This is a genomic window from Sphingobacterium athyrii (assembly GCF_003071065.1).
In the GTDB taxonomy this organism is placed as follows: Bacteria; Bacteroidota; Bacteroidia; order Sphingobacteriales; family Sphingobacteriaceae; genus Sphingobacterium; species Sphingobacterium athyrii.
Genome location: NZ_QCXX01000007.1, coordinates 377,945 through 399,271 on the forward strand (window position 1 = coordinate 377,945; position 21,327 = coordinate 399,271).

Annotated in this window: 16 protein-coding genes and 4 tRNA genes; 12 read left to right on the forward strand and 8 right to left on the reverse strand. The window is 42.6% G+C overall.

Going from position 1 to position 21,327, the window contains the following annotated elements; translation table 11 throughout:
• Nucleotides 1–66: 66 nt before the first annotated feature.
• The 9 genes from DCO56_RS23090 (at nt 67) to DCO56_RS23130 (ending at nt 5,678) form a co-directional block, all read left to right on the forward strand.
• Entirely contained in the window at nt 67–2,235 is a 2,169-nt protein-coding gene (locus DCO56_RS23090) for a M1 family aminopeptidase (protein WP_108636078.1), read from the forward strand.
• A 58-nt stretch (nt 2,236–2,293) separates the two neighbouring features.
• On the forward strand, nt 2,294–3,049 hold the full coding sequence (locus DCO56_RS23095) for a UDP-2,3-diacylglucosamine diphosphatase (protein WP_108636079.1): 756 nt from the start codon (nt 2,294–2,296) through the stop codon (nt 3,047–3,049).
• A complete protein-coding gene (locus tag DCO56_RS23100) occupies nt 2,974–3,612 on the forward strand; it encodes a Crp/Fnr family transcriptional regulator (RefSeq protein ID WP_108636080.1) in 639 nt (212 codons plus the stop codon). The genes DCO56_RS23095 and DCO56_RS23100 overlap by 76 nt, the downstream gene beginning before the upstream one ends.
• 73 nt (nt 3,613–3,685) lie before the next feature.
• Entirely contained in the window at nt 3,686–4,015 is a 330-nt protein-coding gene (locus tag DCO56_RS23105; protein ID WP_108636081.1) for a DMT family transporter, read from the forward strand.
• Between the two features lie 98 nt (nt 4,016–4,113).
• Nucleotides 4,114–5,187, forward strand: coding sequence for a peptide chain release factor 1 (gene prfA, locus DCO56_RS23110; protein ID WP_104385093.1), 1,074 nt, complete (start codon nt 4,114–4,116; stop codon nt 5,185–5,187).
• Between the two features lie 72 nt (nt 5,188–5,259).
• Nucleotides 5,260–5,333 (forward strand) — tRNA-Asp (locus DCO56_RS23115).
• 60 nt (nt 5,334–5,393) lie between these two features.
• A tRNA-Asp gene (locus tag DCO56_RS23120) sits at nt 5,394–5,470 on the forward strand.
• Between the two features lie 31 nt (nt 5,471–5,501).
• Nucleotides 5,502–5,575: transfer RNA gene (locus DCO56_RS23125), tRNA-Asp, on the forward strand.
• Between the two features lie 26 nt (nt 5,576–5,601).
• A tRNA-Asp gene (locus tag DCO56_RS23130) sits at nt 5,602–5,678 on the forward strand.
• 59 nt (nt 5,679–5,737) lie between these two features.
• On the opposite strand, the gene DCO56_RS23135 is transcribed toward DCO56_RS23130, so the two are convergent.
• From DCO56_RS23135 to DCO56_RS23145, 3 genes are all read right to left on the reverse strand, one after another.
• Nucleotides 5,738–5,962: a (4Fe-4S)-binding protein gene (locus DCO56_RS23135; RefSeq protein ID WP_108636082.1), complete on the reverse strand. Its 225-nt coding sequence runs from the start codon at nt 5,960–5,962 to the stop codon at nt 5,738–5,740.
• A gap of 48 nt (nt 5,963–6,010) precedes the next feature.
• Complete coding sequence (locus DCO56_RS23140; protein ID WP_108636083.1) at nt 6,011–7,252, reverse strand: MFS transporter; 1,242 nt, start codon at nt 7,250–7,252, stop codon at nt 6,011–6,013.
• 361 nt (nt 7,253–7,613) lie between these two features.
• Complete coding sequence (locus DCO56_RS23145; protein WP_219929439.1) at nt 7,614–11,663, reverse strand: glycoside hydrolase family 2 TIM barrel-domain containing protein; 4,050 nt, start codon at nt 11,661–11,663, stop codon at nt 7,614–7,616.
• A 289-nt stretch (nt 11,664–11,952) separates the two neighbouring features.
• Here DCO56_RS23145 and DCO56_RS23150 point away from each other — a divergent pair, with 289 nt between their 5' ends.
• Together DCO56_RS23150 and DCO56_RS23155 are read left to right on the forward strand one after the other, a co-directional pair.
• Complete coding sequence (locus DCO56_RS23150) at nt 11,953–12,525, forward strand: RNA polymerase sigma factor (protein ID WP_108636085.1); 573 nt, start codon at nt 11,953–11,955, stop codon at nt 12,523–12,525.
• A gap of 24 nt (nt 12,526–12,549) precedes the next feature.
• Nucleotides 12,550–13,656: a S1 family peptidase gene (locus DCO56_RS23155; RefSeq protein WP_245935903.1), complete on the forward strand. Its 1,107-nt coding sequence runs from the start codon at nt 12,550–12,552 to the stop codon at nt 13,654–13,656.
• Between the two features lie 314 nt (nt 13,657–13,970).
• Here DCO56_RS23155 and DCO56_RS23160 read toward each other — a convergent pair whose 3' ends face one another.
• Entirely contained in the window at nt 13,971–14,606 is a 636-nt protein-coding gene (locus DCO56_RS23160) for a peroxiredoxin (protein WP_104385099.1), read from the reverse strand.
• Nucleotides 14,607–14,905: 299 nt separating this feature from the next.
• On the opposite strand from DCO56_RS23160, the gene DCO56_RS23165 reads away from it, so the two are divergent.
• Nucleotides 14,906–16,042: an acyl-CoA dehydrogenase gene (locus tag DCO56_RS23165; RefSeq protein ID WP_108636087.1), complete on the forward strand. Its 1,137-nt coding sequence runs from the start codon at nt 14,906–14,908 to the stop codon at nt 16,040–16,042.
• 65 nt (nt 16,043–16,107) lie between these two features.
• On the opposite strand, the gene DCO56_RS23170 is transcribed toward DCO56_RS23165, so the two are convergent.
• From DCO56_RS23170 to uvrB, 4 genes are all read right to left on the reverse strand, one after another.
• Complete coding sequence (locus DCO56_RS23170) at nt 16,108–16,512, reverse strand: hypothetical protein (protein ID WP_146191122.1); 405 nt, start codon at nt 16,510–16,512, stop codon at nt 16,108–16,110.
• An 11-nt stretch (nt 16,513–16,523) separates the two neighbouring features.
• Nucleotides 16,524–17,774: a glutamate-5-semialdehyde dehydrogenase gene (locus DCO56_RS23175; RefSeq protein WP_108636089.1), complete on the reverse strand. Its 1,251-nt coding sequence runs from the start codon at nt 17,772–17,774 to the stop codon at nt 16,524–16,526.
• Nucleotides 17,771–18,802 carry a glutamate 5-kinase gene (gene proB, locus DCO56_RS23180; RefSeq protein WP_108636090.1) on the reverse strand — a complete coding sequence of 344 codons (1,032 nt, stop codon included), beginning with the start codon at nt 18,800–18,802 and terminating at the stop codon, nt 17,771–17,773. Before proB ends, DCO56_RS23175 begins: the two co-directional genes overlap by 4 nt.
• Before the next feature lie 268 nt (nt 18,803–19,070).
• Nucleotides 19,071–21,104, reverse strand: coding sequence for an excinuclease ABC subunit UvrB (gene uvrB / locus DCO56_RS23185; protein ID WP_108636091.1), 2,034 nt, complete (start codon nt 21,102–21,104; stop codon nt 19,071–19,073).
• Nucleotides 21,105–21,327 lie beyond the last annotated feature (223 nt).

The following is a 21,327-nucleotide window of genomic DNA, read 5'->3' on the forward strand; positions in this document are numbered from 1 at the left end:
AGAATCCTTATTTTTACATCAGCTGAAATTTTTTTAGCTTTATTTAAATCTTTTAAATATTCAACAATGCGCAAAAGAATCGCTTTCCTTTACTTGGCCATTACCCTTTCTGCTATCGGTATGAGTCAAGCGCAGCAGCTTTCGGAAGATCAGCAATATCGTGCTACCCCCACGAAGGTCAACAACCTCGTCCATACCAAACTCGATGTCCGTTTTGACTATAAAAATCAATTTTTGAACGGGAAAGAATGGGTCACATTACAGCCGCATTTCTATCCGACAGATTCACTGCGCTTGGATGCCAAGGGCATGGATATCAAACAAATCGCGCTGGTCAATGGGCAGCAACTCGTTCCCCTAAAATATACTTACGACGATAATTCTCTTCTGATCAAACTGGACCGAAATTATCTTTCAAGCGAAAAATACACCATATACCTGGACTATACCGCCAAACCGAACCTGCTTAAAGTACAGGGCAGTGCGGCAATCAATGATGCGAAAGGACTCTATTTTATTAATCCCGACGAACGGACGCCCAATAAACCCCGACAGATCTGGACTCAGGGCGAAACAGAGGCTTCGTCTGCCTGGTTCCCAACCATTGACCGTCCCAACCAAAAGACGACGGCCGAAATTTCAATGACTGTACTGGATAATTATGTCAGTCTGTCCAATGGAGCTTTGGTCAACCAGCATAAAAACAACAATGGAACACGTACCGATACCTGGAAAATGGATCTTCCCCATGCGCCGTACCTCTTTATGATGGCCGTCGGAGATTTTAAGATTTACCGGGATAAATACAATAATATTCCTGTGGATTACTACCTGGAACCGAAGTATGCCCCTTATGCCAAAGATATCTTTGGTAAAACCCCAGCCATGATGGATTTCTATGGCAAAACCTTGGGAGTTCCCTATCCTTGGAACAAATATGCGCAGATCGTCTGTCGCGATTATGTCTCCGGAGCCATGGAAAACACCACGGCGACGTTACATGGTGAGCATGTGCAAAAGACCAAAAGAGAACTTTTGGATGAAAATGAAGAAGGCACCATTGCCCATGAGCTGTTTCACCAATGGTTTGGTGATCTGGTTACCGCCGAATCCTGGTCCAACCTAACGATGAACGAATCTTTCGCAACCTTTGGCGAGGTCATCTGGCATGAGCATGACGGTGGCAAAGAAAAAGGGGATAAATCAAGATTCGAAAAGTTACAGTCGTACCTCAAATCAACTCAGAACGGTAATAGTCCGGCACTTGCACGTTACTACTACCACGACAAAGAAGATATGTTTGATAATATCAGCTATGCCAAAGGTTCGTTGATATTATACGCCTTAAAAGAACAGATGGGGGATACAGCGTTCTATCAATCACTCAAAAAATACCTTACGGAAAATTCTTTCAAAACCGGCGAGCCACAGCAATTACGTCTGGCCATGGAAGAAGTTACTGGTAAAGACTGGGCTCCTTATTTTAACCAGTGGTATTACAAAGGCGGCCATCCGATCCTCAACGTGACACGCAAAAATGAGAACAATACACTTGTCCTCAACATCGATCAAGTACAAGATTCAAGTGTTCAAACATTCCAATTGCCACTCACCATTGACGTTTATACCAAAGAAGGCAAAATCCGTAAAACGATACAGCTCAACAAACGGGCGACAAAGCTGACGATTCCCTTGGCCAGTCCTCTTGAATTTATTGATATCGATCCCGAAAAAACGCTTGTCGGCGAGATCCGGATCGACAAAAGCGACGCGGACTATCTTTATCAATATAAACATGCACCATCTTTTACCAACCGTGTTACCGCGTTACTATTTGCGATGAAAAATCCAAAAACAACAGTCGGACGGGAACTACTGACACAGGCATTGGCTGATAAGGATGCTGACCTAATAGCGATGGCCATTCAGGGCACCGATCCAACCGATCCTGAAGTTAGGAAATCTACTGGGAACATCATCGCTTCATTGGCTGAAAAATCCACCGTCTCGGTCGTACGCGCTTCTGCGATCCGGAAGCTGGGACAAATCAAAGACAAAAAGTATAAAAATTTATTGTTTAACGGAATTAAAGATCAGTCTTATATGGTCATCGCAAGTTCACTCATGGCCATTAAGGATGCCTATCCTGATCAACTCCAGCAGGCTGCCAAGAATATAGATCCCGAGGCTTCGGAATATTTGAAATCCCTCCTGACAGATCTGTCCAAATTGTAAAAAATATATTGTGGAAGCGAATTTTGTATTCGCTTCCATTTTCTTTAGATTTGGGCACATGTCAACAAGAAAAAAAATCTATTTTGCCTCAGACTTCCACCTTGGATCCTATCCACTGGAGCACTCGCGCGAAAGAGAACAGGCTATTATTCAGTGGCTCGACGAAATCAAAGTCGACGCAGCACAGCTCTACCTTGTTGGCGATATTTTTGATTTTTGGTTTGAATATGCGACCGTAGTACCCAAAGGTTACATTCGCTTTTTGGGCAAACTGGCAGAAATTGCCGACCTGGGTATCCCGATCACTTTATTTAAGGGTAACCACGATATGTGGATGTTTGATTACCTCAAAAAGGAGTTAAATGCGCAGATCATTGCCAATGAACTCGAGCTTGAACTTGACAATAAACTTTTCTACATCCATCATGGGGATGGACTAGGCTCCGGGGACTACAAGTATAAATTGCTCAAGAAAGTATTTCGGAGTCGTTTCTGCCAATGGTTATTTGCCCGATTGCACCCCAATCTAGGAATAGGCATCGCCACCCGATGGTCCAAGCATAGCAGACTCTCCAATAATGAAGATGAAAAATTCCTAGGCGAAGACAAGGAATGGCTGATCGGTTATGCCAAAGAAATCGAGCGTAAACAACATCACGACTTCTATCTATTTGGTCATAGGCATCTTCCCTACGATGTCCAACTGGGTACTGAAAGCCGTATTGTCAACTTGGGTGAATGGATCAATTATTATACCTACGCCGTATGGGATGGGGAAACTTTACGTTTGGAAAAATGGGCGAAAAAGTTGTAATTTCTTTGGCAGACTGCTTCCAGGGTTACCATTTTCTCAACCCCCTGAGCATTGATCGGCTGGAGCAGATCAGTGAAAAACTTATCTGCAAAAGGAATAGTGTATTGATCCGGCAAGATAAAATACAGAAAGATATTTATTTCTTGGCTTCCGGATTAGCCCGTGTCTATTACGAAACTGCAGACCGGCAGATCACATTGGACTTTGTCTCTCCCGGTGGCACTTTAATCTCAATGAACAGCTATGTGCATGACACACCGGGCTACGAAAACATCGACCTCCTGGAAGACAGCATAGTTTACAAAATTGACCAGAAAAAGCTATTTATGCTCTATGAGAGCGACATTGCCATTGCTAACTGGGGCAGAAAAATGGCTGAACTAGAATTTATCAAAGCAGAGCAGCGCACAATGTCCAAACTTTTTAATACAGCCCAGGAACGATACGCCGAGTTGCTCGAAAAATATCCTCAATATATACAACGGATCAAACTTGGTTACATTGCCTCTTATCTGGGCGTTAGCCAAGTGACCCTCAGCCGCATCCGGGCAAATATCCTTTAAAATTTTTAACATTTGTTAAAATTATTCTGCGGAAAAACGTAGACCTTTGTTCCTGAAACAAAAAAACAGATATATGAACTGGGTATTTTTAATTCTTGGCGGAATATGTGAAATTGGTTTTACAACCTGTCTGGGAAAAGCCAAGGATGCAGAGGGCAGTGAGCAATGGCTCTGGTATGGAGCCTTTGTTGTCTTCCTATTTGCAAGTATGGGCTTGTTGATCAAAGCAACGCAGACACTTCCGCTCGGAACAGCCTATGCTGTTTGGACAGGTATCGGTGCTGTCGGAACGGTTTTAATGGGTATTATCTTCTTTAAAGAACCGGCAGATTTCTGGCGCATATTCTTTATTTTCACGCTGATTGCTTCCATTGTTGGACTAAAAGCAGTTTCCTCTCATTAATAGCTGGCTAGGTAGTTCAAAAGCAACAAAATTTCCTTACTTTTGTACTCTCAATAGTAATCTAGGTCATAAATTCCTAGAAGAAGCATTTTTGATATATGTTAGATAAATTACAAGCGATCAAAGAAAGATGGGAAGAAGTGGAAGCTGAGTTAAGCAACCCTGACACCATGCAAGATATGAAACGTTTTGCCAAATTGAATAAAGAATACAAAGATTTGGGCAAAATCGTGGATCAATACCATATTTATAGAAATATGGTCAGTAATATTGATACCAATAAAGACATCATCATGAACGAGAAGGATCAGGAACTTCGTGAGATGGCAAAGGAAGAGCTGGATATTTTATTGGTTGAAAAAGAGGAAAAAGAAGAAGAAATCCGTTTGATGCTGATCCCTAAAGATCCTGAGGATGCCAAAAATGCCATTATCGAGATCCGTGGTGGAACGGGCGGTGACGAGGCAGCTCTATTTGCCGGTGACCTTTACCGTATGTACACCCGTTATTTTGAAACAAAAGGCTGGCGCAATGAGGTGATGGACGTTACCGAAGGAACTTCAGGTGGTTATAAGGAGGTTATCCTTAAAGTAATCGGCGAGGATGCATATGGTCAATTGAAATATGAGTCTGGTGTACACCGCGTACAACGTGTTCCTGATACAGAGACACAAGGACGTGTACATACATCAGCAGCTTCAGTTGCCGTATTGCCAGAAGCAGAAGATGTGGATGTTGAAATCAATCCGGGTGATATCGAATTACAGACATCCCGCTCGGGGGGTGCCGGAGGTCAGAACGTCAATAAAGTAGAAACAAAAGTACAATTGACACATAAACCAACAGGTATTGTCGTCGTTTGTCAGGTAGAACGCTCCCAATTGGCCAACCGCGAGTTAGCGATGGAGATGCTTCGTAACAAACTTTATGAACTTGAACTGAACAAAAAGAACGGTGATATTGCTGCAAAAAGAAAAACTTTGGTGTCCACAGGTGACCGTTCAGCAAAAATCCGTACCTATAACTATCCACAAGGTCGCGTAACAGAGCATCGTATTGGTATGACGATGTACAACCTACCGGCGATCATGGACGGTGATATTCAAGGAATTATCGACGCATTACAATTTGCAGAGAATGCGGAGAAGATGAAAGACGGTCAAGTAGACTAGTTTTTTTCAAAAAATCTTTGCAGATACGTAAACAAACGCTATATTTGCACACCTTCTGAGGAGAAGGGTTGAGGTCTGGTAGTTCAGCTGGTTAGAATACATGCCTGTCACGCATGGGGTCGCGGGTTCGAGTCCCGTCCAGACCGCTTCAAAAAAGAGAGTAATCTCGGTAAGTTCTTTAACAAAATAAGTTTTTAAGATTTTTAGGTCTGGTAGTTCAGCTGGTTAGAATACATGCCTGTCACGCATGGGGTCGCGGGTTCGAGTCCCGTCCAGACCGCCAAAAATTATTAAAAACAATCTTTAAGATTTTAGGTCTGGTAGTTCAGCTGGTTAGAATACATGCCTGTCACGCATGGGGTCGCGGGTTCGAGTCCCGTCCAGACCGCTAAAATTTTAAAAACACACCTTGTTGGTCTGGTAGTTCAGCTGGTTAGAATACATGCCTGTCACGCATGGGGTCGCGGGTTCGAGTCCCGTCCAGACCGCCAACAAAAAAAGCATCATTTGAATAAAATGATGCTTTTTTTTGTTACACGAATTTCCTCCCTTATTTTTTTAATTCATACTGCAGCGCTCCCGAAGGACAACGCTTAATCTGATCAATCAGTTCCGCTGTGCTTGCATTTTGAACCGTAATCCAAGGCCTATCTTTTGGATGGTATACCTGTGGTAAACTTTTAACACAGACAGCGGCGTGTTCACATCGCTCAGGAATCCAAAGCACAGCGATCTCCCCATTGGGATGATCATATCTAACAATCCTTTCTTCCATAATAAAAATCTCTCCTGAAATACTAATGTCAATACGTACGATTTTGTTTTATGAAATCGGACGTCTCCGTTTGATCATCCTACTGACACGATAGAGCATAAAAATAGCCACTATAGAGAGTAACACGACAATGACACCCAAGCTTGGGTAATGTTCCAATGGGCTTTCCTTCGTCTGTTGAACAATGATCACACCGGCAAGTGACGCTGCTACTCCCCCAGCCAGCTGCTGCAGGGATGAGCTGATGCTCATAAATGCGCCCCTGTCTTTCATCTCGGGAACCGCACTGATCAAAGCCGAAGAAGGTGTCATACGGCTCAGGATACCAGCCATCATCAATATATTCAAAAAGATAACCAGATAAAACGGCGTAACTCCCAGATTGGTATAAATCAATACGACGACCATCAGCCATATCGAAGCTAGCGCAAAGATTTTAAATTTATCATAGCGGTCACTCAATTTCCCAACGATAGGCATAATAATCAATGAGGCGACACCGGATATCATAAATAATAGGGGCAATTGTTCATGACTAACTTTCAGGTTATTGACGGCAAAGGCACTTCCAAAAGGCATCATCATATAACCACCGATGGAGAGCAGCGCCGTCGCCAGAAAACCAACGCGGTACTCCTTTTGCGAAAAAGTAGTCCACAGATGCTTAAGTGCCGATTGATGTTTCTGCAGGCCGATATGTGCAGTTATAGGAATCAGTTTAACCGCAATAATAATGACAATGACCAAGGCCATCACAGCGATCCATAGGAAAGCACTATGCCAGCCCCAGTTGTTTGCAATATACAGGCCTATTGGAATCCCAAGTACCTGACTGGCGCCAAAGCCCATCTGCACAAAACCCATGACGCGCCCTCTTTGTTGCAGCGTAAATATATCCGTAATGATAGCCATCGAAATCGACCCAATGACACCACCAAACAAACCGGTCACCACACGGGCAGCAACCAAAGTCCAATAGTCATTGGCGAAACTGCAAAAAAAGGTTCCGATGATAAAACCCGAGTAAAAAAACAGCAAGAGCTTCTTCCGGTCGAAGCGATCGGCAAATCCCGCCGTCAGCAAACCCGATGCGCCGGCACTAAAAGCATAGGCTGAAACCGCTACACCAAATTGAGCTGGTTTTAGATCGATAGCCTTCATCAAAATATCGCCCATCGGTGACATCACCATAAAATCAAGCACGACGGTAAATTGTGTTATTGCCAGCAAAAATACAACGAGTTTTTGGTACGCCGTAAAGGGGGCATTCGCCTGTTGGTCTATTTCCATATGATAATGATGATCTTGGTTTGAACTGAGTAAAAATACAGAAGCGTCCGAACATTCTACGCAATAAGTCTATAAAAATTATTCAATATACTTTTTGACAGCTTTAGGGCCAATTTTCACCAAACCTACATGAGGTAAATAGCCCTGCCGCCGACTTTTTCCGCCCCTTAGTATCCTTTCTGCTTTAGCGATAGCTGGGACTCAACCGTCAGTCTTATCATGCAATAAACGCGCGCAACTGGTTTACTTAACACCTATTGAAACCGTGGAAGCAGCTGCGTTTGCTAAAAGCTGACCCACAAAATAAAAAAGCCAGCACTTGTGTTTCAGGTGCTGGCTTTGATCGCTTTTAATGTATTTTTTATTCGGCAATAACAGCAAATTCTGCGCCTGAAGCGAAATCATCGCCACGCTGCGAACTCAATGCGGTAAAGCGGATATAACGTCCCTTGACAGGCTTTTCGAACCGAACGGTTTTGAGCTTCTTATTCCGTTCGAATGCGCCCGACATCACGTCTTCCCAGTTTTTACCGTCTTGACTCACCTGAATCTTATAATCCTTGATATCACCATTTGCGCCATCCGGTCTCGGCAAAAATGTAAAACCTTTGATCGTCTTCACACTCGCGGCATCGAAATCAACCCAATGCGGATATTGTGCGACAGTGACTGAATACATCGTATGCCAGATCGACGAAGGATCTCCATCCAATAGGTTCTTGGCATCACCTTCACCGGTCTCCTGGCTGGAAGCAAAGACCACTTCCATCGGAACCGTCTCGATCTTGCTGTATTGTTGGGTTACTTTTAATTTTTCATTTCCCCGATACCAGGCCGTTATTGTTCCGCCTTGACGCAGATCAAAAGAATTCTTATAAATGTTTGCTTTTCCATTGTTCACCGTATACAGTACGGTCTCCGCTTTATTTCCCGAAAGAATGGATACCTCACCTGTTGAACTTCTGGCAAAAGAAATGGGGGCATCACCTGCGGTAGCCACCTGTGCTTTGGCCAAGTAGTCATTTTGTCGCACCGGACGGATAATAAATCCTATTGACGTGGGAACAGCTTTCACACGGTCTTTTTCCAATGGCGGCCCTTGACCGCAACTATTACCGCCGAGACCAGTGACTGCAGCGTCCAAGTGTAAATGCACACCGGAACTCTTTGGTAGCTGATAAGGGTGCGGTGCAAATGTCAATTCCAGTTCGCTGTATTCCAAAGCGGACGTCGCAAGATGATCTTTCGCAATAAAGATCGCTCCTTGTCCATCCGTATTGGTCAGGGATGTCCAGCGCACATCCTCATTGTTACTCATATTCTGCGGATTGGGCCATGGTACGAACTGATCTTTTACTGTACTTTTATGCAATTCGATAAATTGTGCCGTTTTACGATCCGCATAGTTATTGATCGGGCCACGTCCATAATAGGTATAGTTGCCAAATTCACCCGGCAATTGCAAGGAATAGCCCAGTCTTGCCAATACGACGCTTGCATTGTTCGAAGTGATACTAGATGACAATTCAATCGAACCATCCTGGTATATCGTCCAGATCTGATTGCTCGTAAACTTGAAATCATCATTGCCAAACGGTTTATCCGTATGCGCTTTGAGTGTATATCTTCCAGATGTTCCACCTAACAATGAAGCACCATGGGGAGCCTGAGACTCAATCGTAAATGCCAAAACTACTGTCCCGTCTTTCTTCGTATAGCTATTTGAAGATAAAACGTTATGTTTTAAGTTGTGCAAGCCCTTTTCAAACCATTGCTGATAAGCCCAGTTATCGTTATCAACAGGCGCACGCAAAGCATCCAGTTTAGGTCCTTCGCCGTCACGAATAATTTGCTTGCCAGCATAAGCCAAACTGTAGATTGACCCAGTCTTATTGTCAAATTTTGCGACAAACTGATCCCCTTTCACAACCTGAAGCTCACCTTCCTTGGAAAGTACGGGATTTTCACCTTTGGCAACAGTCGAAATCAACGGTTTATTTTCCGCGGCTTTGACAAACAGCTGCTCTTCCATTTGGACAAAGCCCCTATTTGCCCATGGCTTATCCTCGTTGAGCAGAAATTGAACCTTGACAAAATATTCAGATCCCGCATCCAATTTAGCATATTCGATCGGCAGGACAACCTGTTTTTTCTGACGTGCTTTGGGCAGATCAGCAGTGGCTATTGTACCTGTACTTCCGGCAACGGCTATCCCATCTTTGAACAGTGACCATTGAACCCGATAGTCACTAAGATCTTTGAAATAGTTTTTATTGAATAGCTCAATTTTTCCCTGTTGAATATCAATGGCCTTAATACCAACATTTTGATAAACCATTTTTACCTCATAATATTGCGGTTTGGGTTTCATATCGGCAAAGATCAACCCATTGTTGACAAATGTACCATCATTCGGCTTGTCACCAAAGTCACCACCATAAGCCAAAAACCGTTCACCTGTCTTTTTATCGTAATAATACATCGCTTGGTCAATCCAGTCCCAGATTGCTCCACCCATAAAGAAGTTGGTCGATTCGATGGCTTCCCAGTAATCAATTAAGTTGCCGACGGCATTTCCCATCGAGTGCGAGTACTCGGAGATATGAAAAGGGTACTTCAACTTGTAGGTTCCTTTGACAGCCCCTCTGACCCAGTCAATAGATGGATACTGATTTGAGCCCATATCCACAATCGCGTTGTTACGTTCGTACTGGACAGGTCTTGAGGTATCTATTTTTTTGATCGCATCATAAGCCGCTACAAAATTATCTCCGGGACCAGCCTCGTTACCAAGCGACCAGATCACGACAGAAGGATGGTTGATAGTAGCATGCACCATTTCGATATTCCGTGCTACATGGGCATTTTTCCATTCGGGAACATGAGAAAGCGATTCCTTTCCATAATAGTATTGATGGCTTTCAATATTAGCTTCATCCTCAAGATAGATGCCGTATTTATCACAGAGGTAGTACCAATAGGGCGGCTCCGGATAGTGTGAATTACGCACGTGATTGATATTGGCGCTTTTCATCAGCTTTACTTCGGCTTCCATCTGCTCCCTGGTAACGACTTTTCCATGTTCAGGATTCGTCTCATGGCGGTTCACACCTTTCAGTTTAACCGTTTTTCCGTTGATGTAGTAATAACGTCCGGCAAGGCCAAATTCGTCATCAGAAGCCTTGGTATCTTTAATTTCGACCTTCCGAAACCCGACATAAGTGGAAACCGTTTCAATCGTTTTATTTTTCCTGTCCTTCAATTCCGCAACCAAGGTATACCGATAGGGAAGTTCAGCGGACCATTTATCCGGATTTTTTACAGCTAATGTTGCTTCGATGCTATTCGAAGCATTCGCATCCAACTGTGGAATAATAGCAGACACTTCAGCCCGCTCTACCAAGGTATTTTCATCGCTATACAGTTTATTCTTATACAAGGAATAAACAAGGGTATAACCATCAGCTTTCTTACGGCTCAAATTACGGACGGTACCGGTAATTTTCAGGGCACCATCCTCATAGCGGTCATCCAATGTCGGAATTGCTGCCAGATCACGAATTTGGATTTTGGGTGTTGAAGTCAGTGAGACATCGCGAAATATTCCCGGCAGGCGAAACATATCCTGGGCTTCCAAGAATGATGCATCAGAGCTGCGGTAGACTTCTACCGCCAACACGTTCTCCCCTTCTTTTTTTAAGAAAGGAGAGATATTAAAGGAAGCAAGGTTTCTTGAATTTTTTGAAAAGCCAACATATTTGCCATTCACCCAAAGGTAGAAAAAGGAGTCTACCCCGTCAAAATTGAGAAATACCTCGCGACCGTCCCAATCCTTCGGAACGGTAAAATTACGGCGGTATGAGCCGACTTCATTACGGTATACATAAGTCGTCCAATCTTGTGGTGGCGTACGCATCACCCCTCCACGCCAGTCATCCACCTTCACCTGATGTTGAAAAATCACGCGCTGGTTGGTGTAAATAGGCACACCATATTTTAGGCTGCCATCCTTCTGAATACCGAAGATGTTCCAGCTCATTGGAACAGGTACGAATTCCCAAGCATTGACATCATAGTTAGGATCATAAAAATCTTTTGGTCGTTCTTCCGGTGTCTTTACCCAATGAAACTTCCAGGAACCGTTGAGCGAGCGCCAAAAGTTACTATGCTCGGGAAGTACTTTTCTCGCAGTTTCAACGTTTGAAAAGGAGAAGAACGAAGCGTGTGGCAATTCTTTGTTGAGTGATAATAACTGTGGTGATTCCCATTCATTACCTTTTGGAGATAAGATATCTTCATACTGGAAGCCTGCTATAGGAGCTGTGAATGACTGTCCTGTCGTCGAGGTCGAATGAAGGGACAGCAACGAAGCCAGTAAGGTTGGAAAAATAACGGATTTTCTTAACATCATGTATTTAAGCATTTTAGTTCAGGAAACCAAATGTAACTTCATTTTAGAGGAATAACAAGCAGATTATTAAAGCACTCGATTGCGAAACTTTTTCGATACATAAATAAACAACGGATGATTCAAGGGTCATCTGAAAATCGAAGCAAAAACAAATGCTTTCGGTTTCAGGGAATAAGCAGTATTTTTGGGCGTAGATTTCGCATTAAACAAATAAAAGTTTACGTTTGAAAATATTTTGAAGATTTTCATTTTTCAAAGGGTTACAATTTAGGCATTAAGGTATTAATAGGTGAGTAAATTCAGTAAATCAGTCCTGCTAGAAAATGATGAGCAGATCATTGAAGGCCTCAAACAAGGCAATAGCTTGGCGATAGATAGTATCTATAAACGATATTATCCATCCATAAGCCATATGATACTGCAAAACAATGGAAGTGAGGATGAAGCAAAAGATATCTTTCAGGAGGCTGTAATTGTGCTCTACGATAAAGTTGCCAAAGGTGACTTTGAGCTCAGCAGCAAACTCAAAACATATCTTTACTCGATTTGCCGAAGGCTTTGGCTTAAGCAACTCAATCGTGCTGGTTTTGGCAATAGTGACATTAGCGGTTATGAAGACTCTTTATTTGAGGAAGAAGATTTACAACAGCACCAAGAACTTGAAAAAAAGTTCGATCAAATGGAACTCGCGCTAGAGAAAATGGGGGAACCTTGTAAGACGATCTTACATGATTTCTATATCTTAAACCACTCGATGCAGGACATCTGTGAAAAATTTGGTTATACCAATACAGATAATGCCAAGACTCAAAAATATAAATGCCTACAACGGCTGAAAAAAATATTTTTTTCAACAGATTAAAATTTGAGTAACACCATGGGAACAATGAATCAAAAAGAATTTTTCGAATTGGCTGACCAATATCTGCGCGGGGAATTACCTACAGCGGAAAAAGCGGCGTTCGAATCTTTTTGTGCTGAAAACCCTTCGTATGCTGCCCAATTACAACAACACCGCAACTTTGTTGCCAATATGAAAGAAACTAGCCAAAGGCTCGATTTCAAAAAGGTATTGGCTAACTCAGCCAAGGAATATCATACATCCCAAGGTACGACCGCAAAAGTGGTTCCGATAAAACAATCTACCGTTATATCACTTTGGGAACGGATCAAAGCAAGCTCTTTAGTAGCTGCAGTTGTGGCAGTATTTGCGGTATTTGGCACTTTATGGCTTAGTGGCTATTATAGCAACCTGGAAAAAGCCTCTTCGGATTACAGCGCGTTGCGCCGTGACATGAATAATGTCAAAAAGAACGTCAATGCACATAATGCCGCAATAAAAGATATCAACGATAAAAAGTCGGTTAAAAGTAGCGAAAGCCAATTTGGAGCAACCGGTTTTATGTTGACAACAGATGGCTACGTCGTAACAAACTATCACGTCGTCAGTGGCGCTGATTCCATTTATCTGCAAAATAGTAAAGGGAACTCCTACAAAGCGCAAGTTGTTCATACCGATGCCAGCAAAGATTTAGCAATCCTATATATTGCCGATAAAAACTTCAAAAAGGCCAAAAGCTTGCCTTATACCTTCAAAACGTCTACTTCGGATTTAGGAGAAGATATCTATACAATCGGCTTTCCACGTGATGAAGCAGTATATGGACAAGGATACTTAAGCTCGTCAACAGGTTACGCAGGTGACACGATCGCTTATCAAATATCCGTTCCGGTCAACCCCGGAAACAGCGGTGGCCCCGTATTGGATAGCAGAGGCAATGTGATCGGTATTATCTCCGGTAAACAAAGAGGAATAGACGGTGCTGCTTTTGCCATCAAAACCAAGTCAATCATGAATGCGATTGCTGATATTCCGAGCGACTCATTAACCACGGGCGTAAAAATCAATAAAAAGAATGCTTTGGCAGGTTTACCAAGAACAGAACAGATCAAAAGAATACAAGACTATATTTATATGGTTAAGGTCTATTAAGACTGTATCTTTAATGCTTATAAAAAGGGCGGTACGTAAGTATCGCCTTTTCTTTTTTATCAAACGCTGGTTAAAGGCTGGATCCTGTCATTTTAAGCGACACAAAAGCTTGTCCAACGAACACAGCACCTCAAAAGGAATTCCCGATTCATCTTGTATAGGAACGCTCAAAATGATGTAGTCCAAAAAGAAACAGCAGACTCCGCTGCGTATGACAGCGGAAAAGGAGTATGTGAAAAAAAGGCAAAAATCAAAAAGGGAGTGTCCAAAAAGATAGGACACTCCCTTTTTATATCGGAATTTCACCTAATTGACTATAAATTAGGCTGTGGCGTTGTTCTCAAATAAGGTTTGATCTCCTTAAATCCTTTCGGGAATTTTGCCGGGATATCTTCTGTCTTGATTGCAGGTACAACAATTACGTCTTCTCCATGTTTCCAATCAGCCGGTGTGGCAACCTGATAATCAGCGGTGAGTTGCAATGAATCTATCACCCGCAAGATCTCATCAAAATTACGGCCAGTAGATGCGGGGTAAGTCAAGGTCAATTTTATCTTTTTATCTGGGCCAATAATGAACACCGAACGTACAGTAGCCGTTACCGAAGCATTCGGGTGAATCATATCGTAAAGCTCAGAAATATGATGATCTTCATCGGCAATAACCGGAAAATTCACTTCCGTCTGCTGTGTTTCATTGATATCCTTGATCCAGTTCAAATGATCATTTACATTGTCTACGCTCAACGCGATTGCTTTGACACCCCTTTTGTCAAATTCAGATTTCAATTTCGCCGTACGCCCCAGCTCAGTTGTACATACAGGTGTATAGTCAGAAGGATGTGAGAAAAATACCACCCAGCTATCTTTAATATAATCGTGAAAATCTATTTCACCGATAGTCGTTTGCGCTTTAAAATTTGGCGCTTCGTCTCCTAATCTTAAACTCATAATCTTATGTTTTAAATATGTTCAAAACCACATACTCTACAAATATAGTAGATTAAATTTAGCAAACAAATAATTCCCTACTTTTTTAGATTCAGATGAAAAAACAGAACTTATATACTATGCAAGCATAATATATATTTTGTATATTTGATTATAAGCGAGCGACTTTCAAATTGCCTTGAGAAACAGGGCCAAGGATACAACGTAAAATATTTTTGCTTCAAGGCTAGTTGTTCACGTAGGACTGAAGGAGTACATTACTGGAGAAATAAAGTTATAGACCATAAAATTGAGATATCATGAACTTTGAATTAAGCGAAGAACATAAAATGATCCGTGATGCAGCACGGGAGTTTGCTCAGGAACTAAAAGCAGGTGTCATACAACGGGATGAAGAAGCCCAATTTCCAACAGATTTTGTCAGACAAATGGCCGAACTTGGATTTATGGGTATCATGACCCCAGAGGCCTACGGCGGTGCCGGCATGGATACACTGGCCTATGTACTGGTATTGGAAGAAATTGCCAAAATTGATGCATCTGCGGCCGTTATTGTTTCAGCACATAATTCGTTGGTGCTTTATGGACTCAACGCCTACGGAACTGAAGAGCAAAAACAAAAGTATCTGGTTCCACTTGCCAAGGGAGAGAAACTGGGTGCATTTGCACTTTCGGAACCTGAGGCTGGCTCGGACGCTTCCTCGCAACATACAATAGCCGAAGACAAAGGCGACCACTATCTATTGAATGGCACGAAGAACTGGATTACAAACGGTGGTCACGCCGATATCTACCTCGTTATTGCACAGACTCATCCAGAAAAAGGTCATAAAGGAATCAATGTGTTGATTGTCGAAAAGGGATTACCGGGTTTCACCATTGGGCCAAAGGAAAATAAATTGGGAATTCGAAGTTCAGACACACATTCCTTGCTATTTTCGGATGTTAAAGTTCCAAAGGAAAACCGTATCGGTGAGGATGGTTTTGGATTTAAATTTGCCATGAAAACCCTTGATGGAGGCCGAATAGGCATCGCGGCGCAAGCCTTGGGTATTGCCGCCGGCGCTTACAATCTGGCACTTGCCTACGCCAAGGAACGCAAAACATTTGGAAAACCCATTTCAGAACATCAGGCTATCCAATTTAAACTGGCCGATATGGAAGTCGATATCGAAACGGCCCGACTGTTGACCTATAAGGCTGCATGGACCAAAGATCAGGGACTGCCGTATGGAAAGGAGGCCGCAATGGCCAAGCTTCATGCCTCTGAGGTAGCCATGAAACATACCGTCGAAGCTGTTCAGGTCCACGGTGGTTACGGTTATGTGAAAGAATATCATGTAGAAAGACTAATGCGTGATGCCAAAATCACCCAGATCTATGAGGGTACATCCGAGATACAACGGCTGGTCATTGCGCGGGAAATCTTGCGGTAAGAACGTACAGCATTGCTTAGCATAAAAAAATTCAGTTCGCATTTAAAGAAACGGACTGATTTTTTTTATTGGTTATTCAATTTACTATCTATCATCGATAGGTACTGATAATCCTGAAAAGAAAAACTCGCCGTCTCAGCCATCGCCAAATTTAAGAGGAGCTTTGCTTTACGCAATAAATTATGCTGTTCTTCACCCTGTACATTCAACCCATCAAAGAAGAAGGTCAATGCCAGTGGATGTAGTTGCTGTCCTTGCAATTCTTCTCTTGAATAGGATGTAAGTTCATCGTCAGAGAGCTGCAGATAAAAATTGCGATCTTTGTCAAAAAACTTTTGATAGGCATCTGCAAATAAAGCGGGGTCACTGGGTTCGGCAAAAGCATCATATCCTTCGATCCAAATACGAAGAAATTTTCCGATATCTTCAACCCAACGCACCATTAAATCTTTTTTAAAACTTACTCCCATTTTGAAATCTATTATCGGATCTGTCCATTGCCACGGACAATCCATTTTTCTGTTACCAATTTTTCCAGTGCAAAGGGACCACGTGCGTGCAATTTTTGCGTTGAAATACCTATTTCAGCCCCCAGTCCAAATTCCCCACCGTCCGTAAAACGCGTCGAAGCATTTGCATAGACTGCTGCAGCGTCCACTTCATTCAAAAACCGTTCAATAGCCAACTCATTTGAAGACACAATACACTCCGAATGTTTTGAAGAATACTTTTCGATATGCTCCAATGCTTCGTCCAATCCATTGACTGTTTTTATCGAACACTTCAAATCTAGAAATTCTCTTCCAAAATCCGCTTCTTCCGCCGCCACTAAATTTGAAAATCCATGCTGCTCCAATAGCTCAAATGCAAAAGGATCGGCGAAAACTTCCACGCCGGCATGCTCAAAATAAGGTGCCAGTTTAATTAAAAACTCTGGTGCCACCTGCTGATCCACTAAAACTGTATCCAAAGAATTGCAGACTGACGGTCTGGAGATCTTTGCATTGGCGACAATTTTTGCTGCCATTTCGAGATCGGCAGTTTGATCCACATAGGTATGACATACTCCTGCACCAGTTTCAATCACCGGAACTTTCGCATTTGCCCGTACAAAATTTATCAGGGATTGTGAGCCTCGCGGAATAATAATATCCACATATTTAGTTGCCTCCAGCAATTCAGACACATGTTTGCGATCGACCGGTAATAATTGTACGATATCTTTTGGTATCTCCTGCTCTTCGAGGACAGCATAAATGACCTCCAGCAAGGCCACATTTGTATAGAGCGCATCAGAACCACCCCGCAACAGACAAACATTCCCAGATTGTATGCAAAGGGCTGCGACATCAATTGTCACATTTGGACGGGATTCATAGATCACACCAACCACACCAAGAGGCACGGTAATTTTCTCTATTTCCAGTCCATTGGGCAGCACTTTCTTCAGCAACAGCTGATCCGTCGGGTCTGCCAAATCAGCAATCTGCTTTACACTATCGGACAGCGCTCTCAAACGATCACTATTCAGTAGAAGACGGTCTTTTTTGGGATCTTCATCGTCCATACGATCCAGATCCATTTTATTAGCCTTCAGGATCGGCGCTTCTTCTTCAATAAGAGCAGCAGCAATCGCATCTAATGTTTTCTTTTTACCTTCTGGAGAAAGCTGCTGCAAGAACTGTTTTGCCTTCGTTGCCGCCTTCAGTTGTTCAATTATTGTTTCACTCATAACAACACGATATCATTTGCATGCGCAATTTCTAAATTCTTTTTACTGGACTGGGATAACAAGGATGAATCCATTTTCGCCCGGGCCACAGCCACCGTCAGACCTTCGAGGTTCACAATATTCAGCACCTCCCCCTTCTCAAAATGTTCAACAATACGGGTTACCCCAACAGCCAATAAGCTTTTATGTTTTAATAAAGCCTCTTCGGCTCCACGATCAATCATCAATTCACCCTTAATTAAGCTTCCGCTCGCTAGCCATTTTTTTCGTGAAGAGATCTTTTTACTCTCAGGCAAGCACAAGGTACCCGTCTCATGTTTGATGGCTTTTGTGATTGCATCTTCGGTCTGCATGCTAAAAATAACCACCCCGATCCCCATCTGATTGGCAAGCCGTGCAAAATTCAGTTTTGAGGTCATACCACCTAATCCGACGGCAGATTTATCTTTCCTTGCCAATCCCAGAATATTCCGGTCAATGGTCTCAATAGTTTCTATAATTTTATTATTCGCATCCAATACCCCCGGAACAGAAGTACTAAACAATAATTTTTCAGCTCCAAATCCAACAGCAATAAGTGTTGCTAGTTCGTCGTTATCCGAAAACTTCAGCTCTTTATTGCTCACCACATCATTTTCATTGGCTACAGGGATAACATTGTTGCGCCACAGTTCCTCATAGGTATTCTTTAACTGCAGGAACTGATCCCTATTGGAAAAATGATGTCGCTCACATAAGCTTTGTGCCAATGAAATCTTAAAAGGCCTGAAATAGGTGGAATACGTATTAATCAATATCGGATTCCCAATGGCAGCTGCGGCTTTCCGCTCGGACAGCGTGCCTGTGTAACTGGGGAGAAAACGCTTGCCGGCAGCAACAGCACCCGAAGATACCAGGACAATATTGTACTTCCTCTGTAAAGAAGCGATCTGCCTGGCAATCTCCAAAACAATACGTTCATCAACTTCTCCCTCTTTCGTGGTAATAGAAGCCGATCCAAATTTGACAACGAGAATAGGCTTTTTCATTGTAAGTATGCTTTAGTTTAGATTAAAGCTCTAATTTAGTGAGAAGAATTTGATTTTTGCAAAATATGTTAATATTTGAACAATATAGCGCAATAAAATACCAGACCTTTCTGTCCAAAAAAACAGCTTACATGACGAATACATGGAAGATGTTTTAAAATAATATAGACTCTCAAAGAATAAATAGCTGAAATAAGCTGTGGAGAAATTCCGGTAAAGAAAACTGTCCAACCTTATTGGACAGCCTTCTTTTAAAGCAATTGTATCTTTACGATGAAAAGCGCTCTTCGTAGAGCTTCTCCAAAGAGAACATTTCGTCACGGTATTTTGCTGCTTCCAAGAAGTCCATTTCTTTTGCCGCTTTATCCATTTTCTTCCGCACATTGTCGATCGCTTTCTTCAGATCTTTCTCGCTCAGGTACTGCATGACTGGGTCCGCTGCAATAACCTGTGTAGGGTCTGGCTCAACGTAAATCTTCTGTTCAACGCCTGAAAAATCAGCAACAGAGGTCTGTTCCAGGATCTCTTCCCTGGTCTTACCAACCGTGCGTGGCGTAATACCATGTTCTATATTATAGTTCATCTGCTTATCCCGGCGCCGGTTGGTTTCGTCTATCGTGACACGCATACTATCCGTCATTTTATCAGCGTACATAATAACCCGCCCTTTATCATTCCGGGCAGCACGTCCGATGGTTTGGATCAGCGAACGCTCCGAACGTAAAAACCCTTCTTTATCAGCGTCGAGAATAGCTACAAGTGTGACTTCAGGCAAATCCAATCCCTCCCGAAGCAAATTCACTCCCACCAATATATCAAATTCACCCAAGCGTAATCCCCTTAAAATCTCCACACGTTCCAAGGTTTTAATTTCGGAGTGTATATAACGTACTTTCAGATTCAGCTTGGTCATGTATTTGGACAGCTCCTCCGCCATCCGTTTGGTTAGGGTCGTAGCCAAGACACGCCCCCCTTCCTTGATTGTTTTATCGACCTCCTCCAAGAAATCATCGACCTGATTGATCGCCGGACGAACCTCAATAACAGGATCCAATAAGCCTGTCGGACGGATCACCTGCTCAACAACAATACCTTCTGTCTGCTGCAATTCATAGTCTCCGGGAGTAGCTGAAACATAAATGGTCTGATTGGTCAGCGATTCAAACTCCGGAAAATTGAGCGGTCTATTGTCCAATGCTGCCGGCAATCGAAAACCATGCTCCACCAAAGATACTTTTCGAGACCGGTCACCGCCATACATAGCCCGTAGCTGAGGCAGGGTAACATGACTTTCATCAATAACAAGTAGGTAGTCTTCAGGAAAATAATCCAGCAAACAGAAGGGACGCATACCCGGTTTTCTACCATCAAAGAAGCGTGAATAATTTTCTATTCCTGAACAATAGCCCAGTTCACGCATCATTTCAAGATCATAATTCACCCGCTCTTCCAGACGTTTGGCCTCTAGCATAAGTCCTTCCTCTTCCAACTGTGTCTTACGCTGCATCAATTCATCTTGAATGGCCCAGATGGATTCCTTGAATTTTTCCTTCGGCGTAACGAAAAGGTTCGCGGGAAAAAGCGCCAAATCTTCCATTTTATTCAAGGTTTTACCGGATACCGGGTCGATCTCACTCAATTCATCAATCTCATCCCCAAAAAATGAAATACGTATTGCAAAATCCAGATAAGCTGGATATACATCAACTGTATCCCCTTTCACACGAAATGTACCACGTTTAAATTCAGTTGTTGTTCTGGAATAGAGTATCTCGACCAATTTATGCAAAAAAGCATTCCGGGTGATTGTCATCCCTACACCAAAACGAAAAATTGACCGCGAGAAATCCTCAGGATTCCCCATACCATAAATACAGGACACCGAAGAGACCACAACAATATCCCGTCGTCCGGACATCAGTGAAGAAGTCGTTGCCAATCGCAACTTTTCGATTTCCTCATTGATAGCCAAGTCTTTTTCAATGTAGGTATTCGTTGAAGCGATAAATGCTTCCGGTTGGTAATAATCATAATAAGAAACAAAATAGTTGACCGAATTATTCGGGAAGAACTGTTTAAATTCGCCATACAGCTGCGCTGCCAATGTTTTATTATGACTTAATATCAGGGTAGGCTTTTGGGTTTCTTGAATTACATTGGCTACAGTAAATGTTTTACCGGATCCCGTAACCCCCAAGAGCGTCTGATATTGCTCGCCCTGCTCAACACCTGCTACCAATTCTTTGATTGCCTCTGGCTGATCACCCGTCGGTCTATACTCTGATGTCAATTCAAATCTCATACAATTCCTATTTCTTAAAGAAGACTATTTTGACCTTTCGGTACACATCACAGCAGGAGCTTCACTGAATTTCTGCTAAAAAAGTCCTTCACACTAACACCATGATGTAATCTACTGACGCTGCGATTTTGCAGTATACGGTCCAGGCCCATATTTTAGATGGTCTTCATACAAATTTACTAATTTTTTTACCATTTTATATCAAACTATAATTATGCTGAAG

What these genes read in the sequence shown, in the direction of transcription:
- DCO56_RS23175 (WP_108636089.1), bottom strand. Translation starts at nt 17,774, where the DNA reads ATGAGTGAAACAATAATTGAACAACTGAAGGCGGCAACGAAGGCAAAA.
- DCO56_RS23140 (WP_108636083.1), bottom strand. Translation starts at nt 7,252, where the DNA reads ATGGAAATAGACCAACAGGCGAATGCCCCCTTTACGGCGTACCAAAAA.
- DCO56_RS23090 (WP_108636078.1), top strand. Translation starts at nt 67, where the DNA reads ATGCGCAAAAGAATCGCTTTCCTTTACTTGGCCATTACCCTTTCTGCT.
- DCO56_RS23165 (WP_108636087.1), top strand. Translation starts at nt 14,906, where the DNA reads ATGAACTTTGAATTAAGCGAAGAACATAAAATGATCCGTGATGCAGCA.
- prfA (WP_104385093.1), top strand. Translation starts at nt 4,114, where the DNA reads ATGTTAGATAAATTACAAGCGATCAAAGAAAGATGGGAAGAAGTGGAA.
- DCO56_RS23095 (WP_108636079.1), top strand. Translation starts at nt 2,294, where the DNA reads ATGTCAACAAGAAAAAAAATCTATTTTGCCTCAGACTTCCACCTTGGA.
- DCO56_RS23135 (WP_108636082.1), bottom strand. Translation starts at nt 5,962, where the DNA reads ATGGAAGAAAGGATTGTTAGATATGATCATCCCAATGGGGAGATCGCT.
- proB (WP_108636090.1), bottom strand. Translation starts at nt 18,802, where the DNA reads ATGAAAAAGCCTATTCTCGTTGTCAAATTTGGATCGGCTTCTATTACC.
- DCO56_RS23160 (WP_104385099.1), bottom strand. Translation starts at nt 14,606, where the DNA reads ATGAGTTTAAGATTAGGAGACGAAGCGCCAAATTTTAAAGCGCAAACG.
- DCO56_RS23170 (WP_146191122.1), bottom strand. Translation starts at nt 16,512, where the DNA reads ATGGGAGTAAGTTTTAAAAAAGATTTAATGGTGCGTTGGGTTGAAGAT.
- DCO56_RS23145 (WP_219929439.1), bottom strand. Translation starts at nt 11,663, where the DNA reads ATGATGTTAAGAAAATCCGTTATTTTTCCAACCTTACTGGCTTCGTTG.
- DCO56_RS23100 (WP_108636080.1), top strand. Translation starts at nt 2,974, where the DNA reads ATGGATCAATTATTATACCTACGCCGTATGGGATGGGGAAACTTTACG.
- DCO56_RS23105 (WP_108636081.1), top strand. Translation starts at nt 3,686, where the DNA reads ATGAACTGGGTATTTTTAATTCTTGGCGGAATATGTGAAATTGGTTTT.
- DCO56_RS23155 (WP_245935903.1), top strand. Translation starts at nt 12,550, where the DNA reads ATGAATCAAAAAGAATTTTTCGAATTGGCTGACCAATATCTGCGCGGG.
- uvrB (WP_108636091.1), bottom strand. Translation starts at nt 21,104, where the DNA reads ATGAGATTTGAATTGACATCAGAGTATAGACCGACGGGTGATCAGCCA.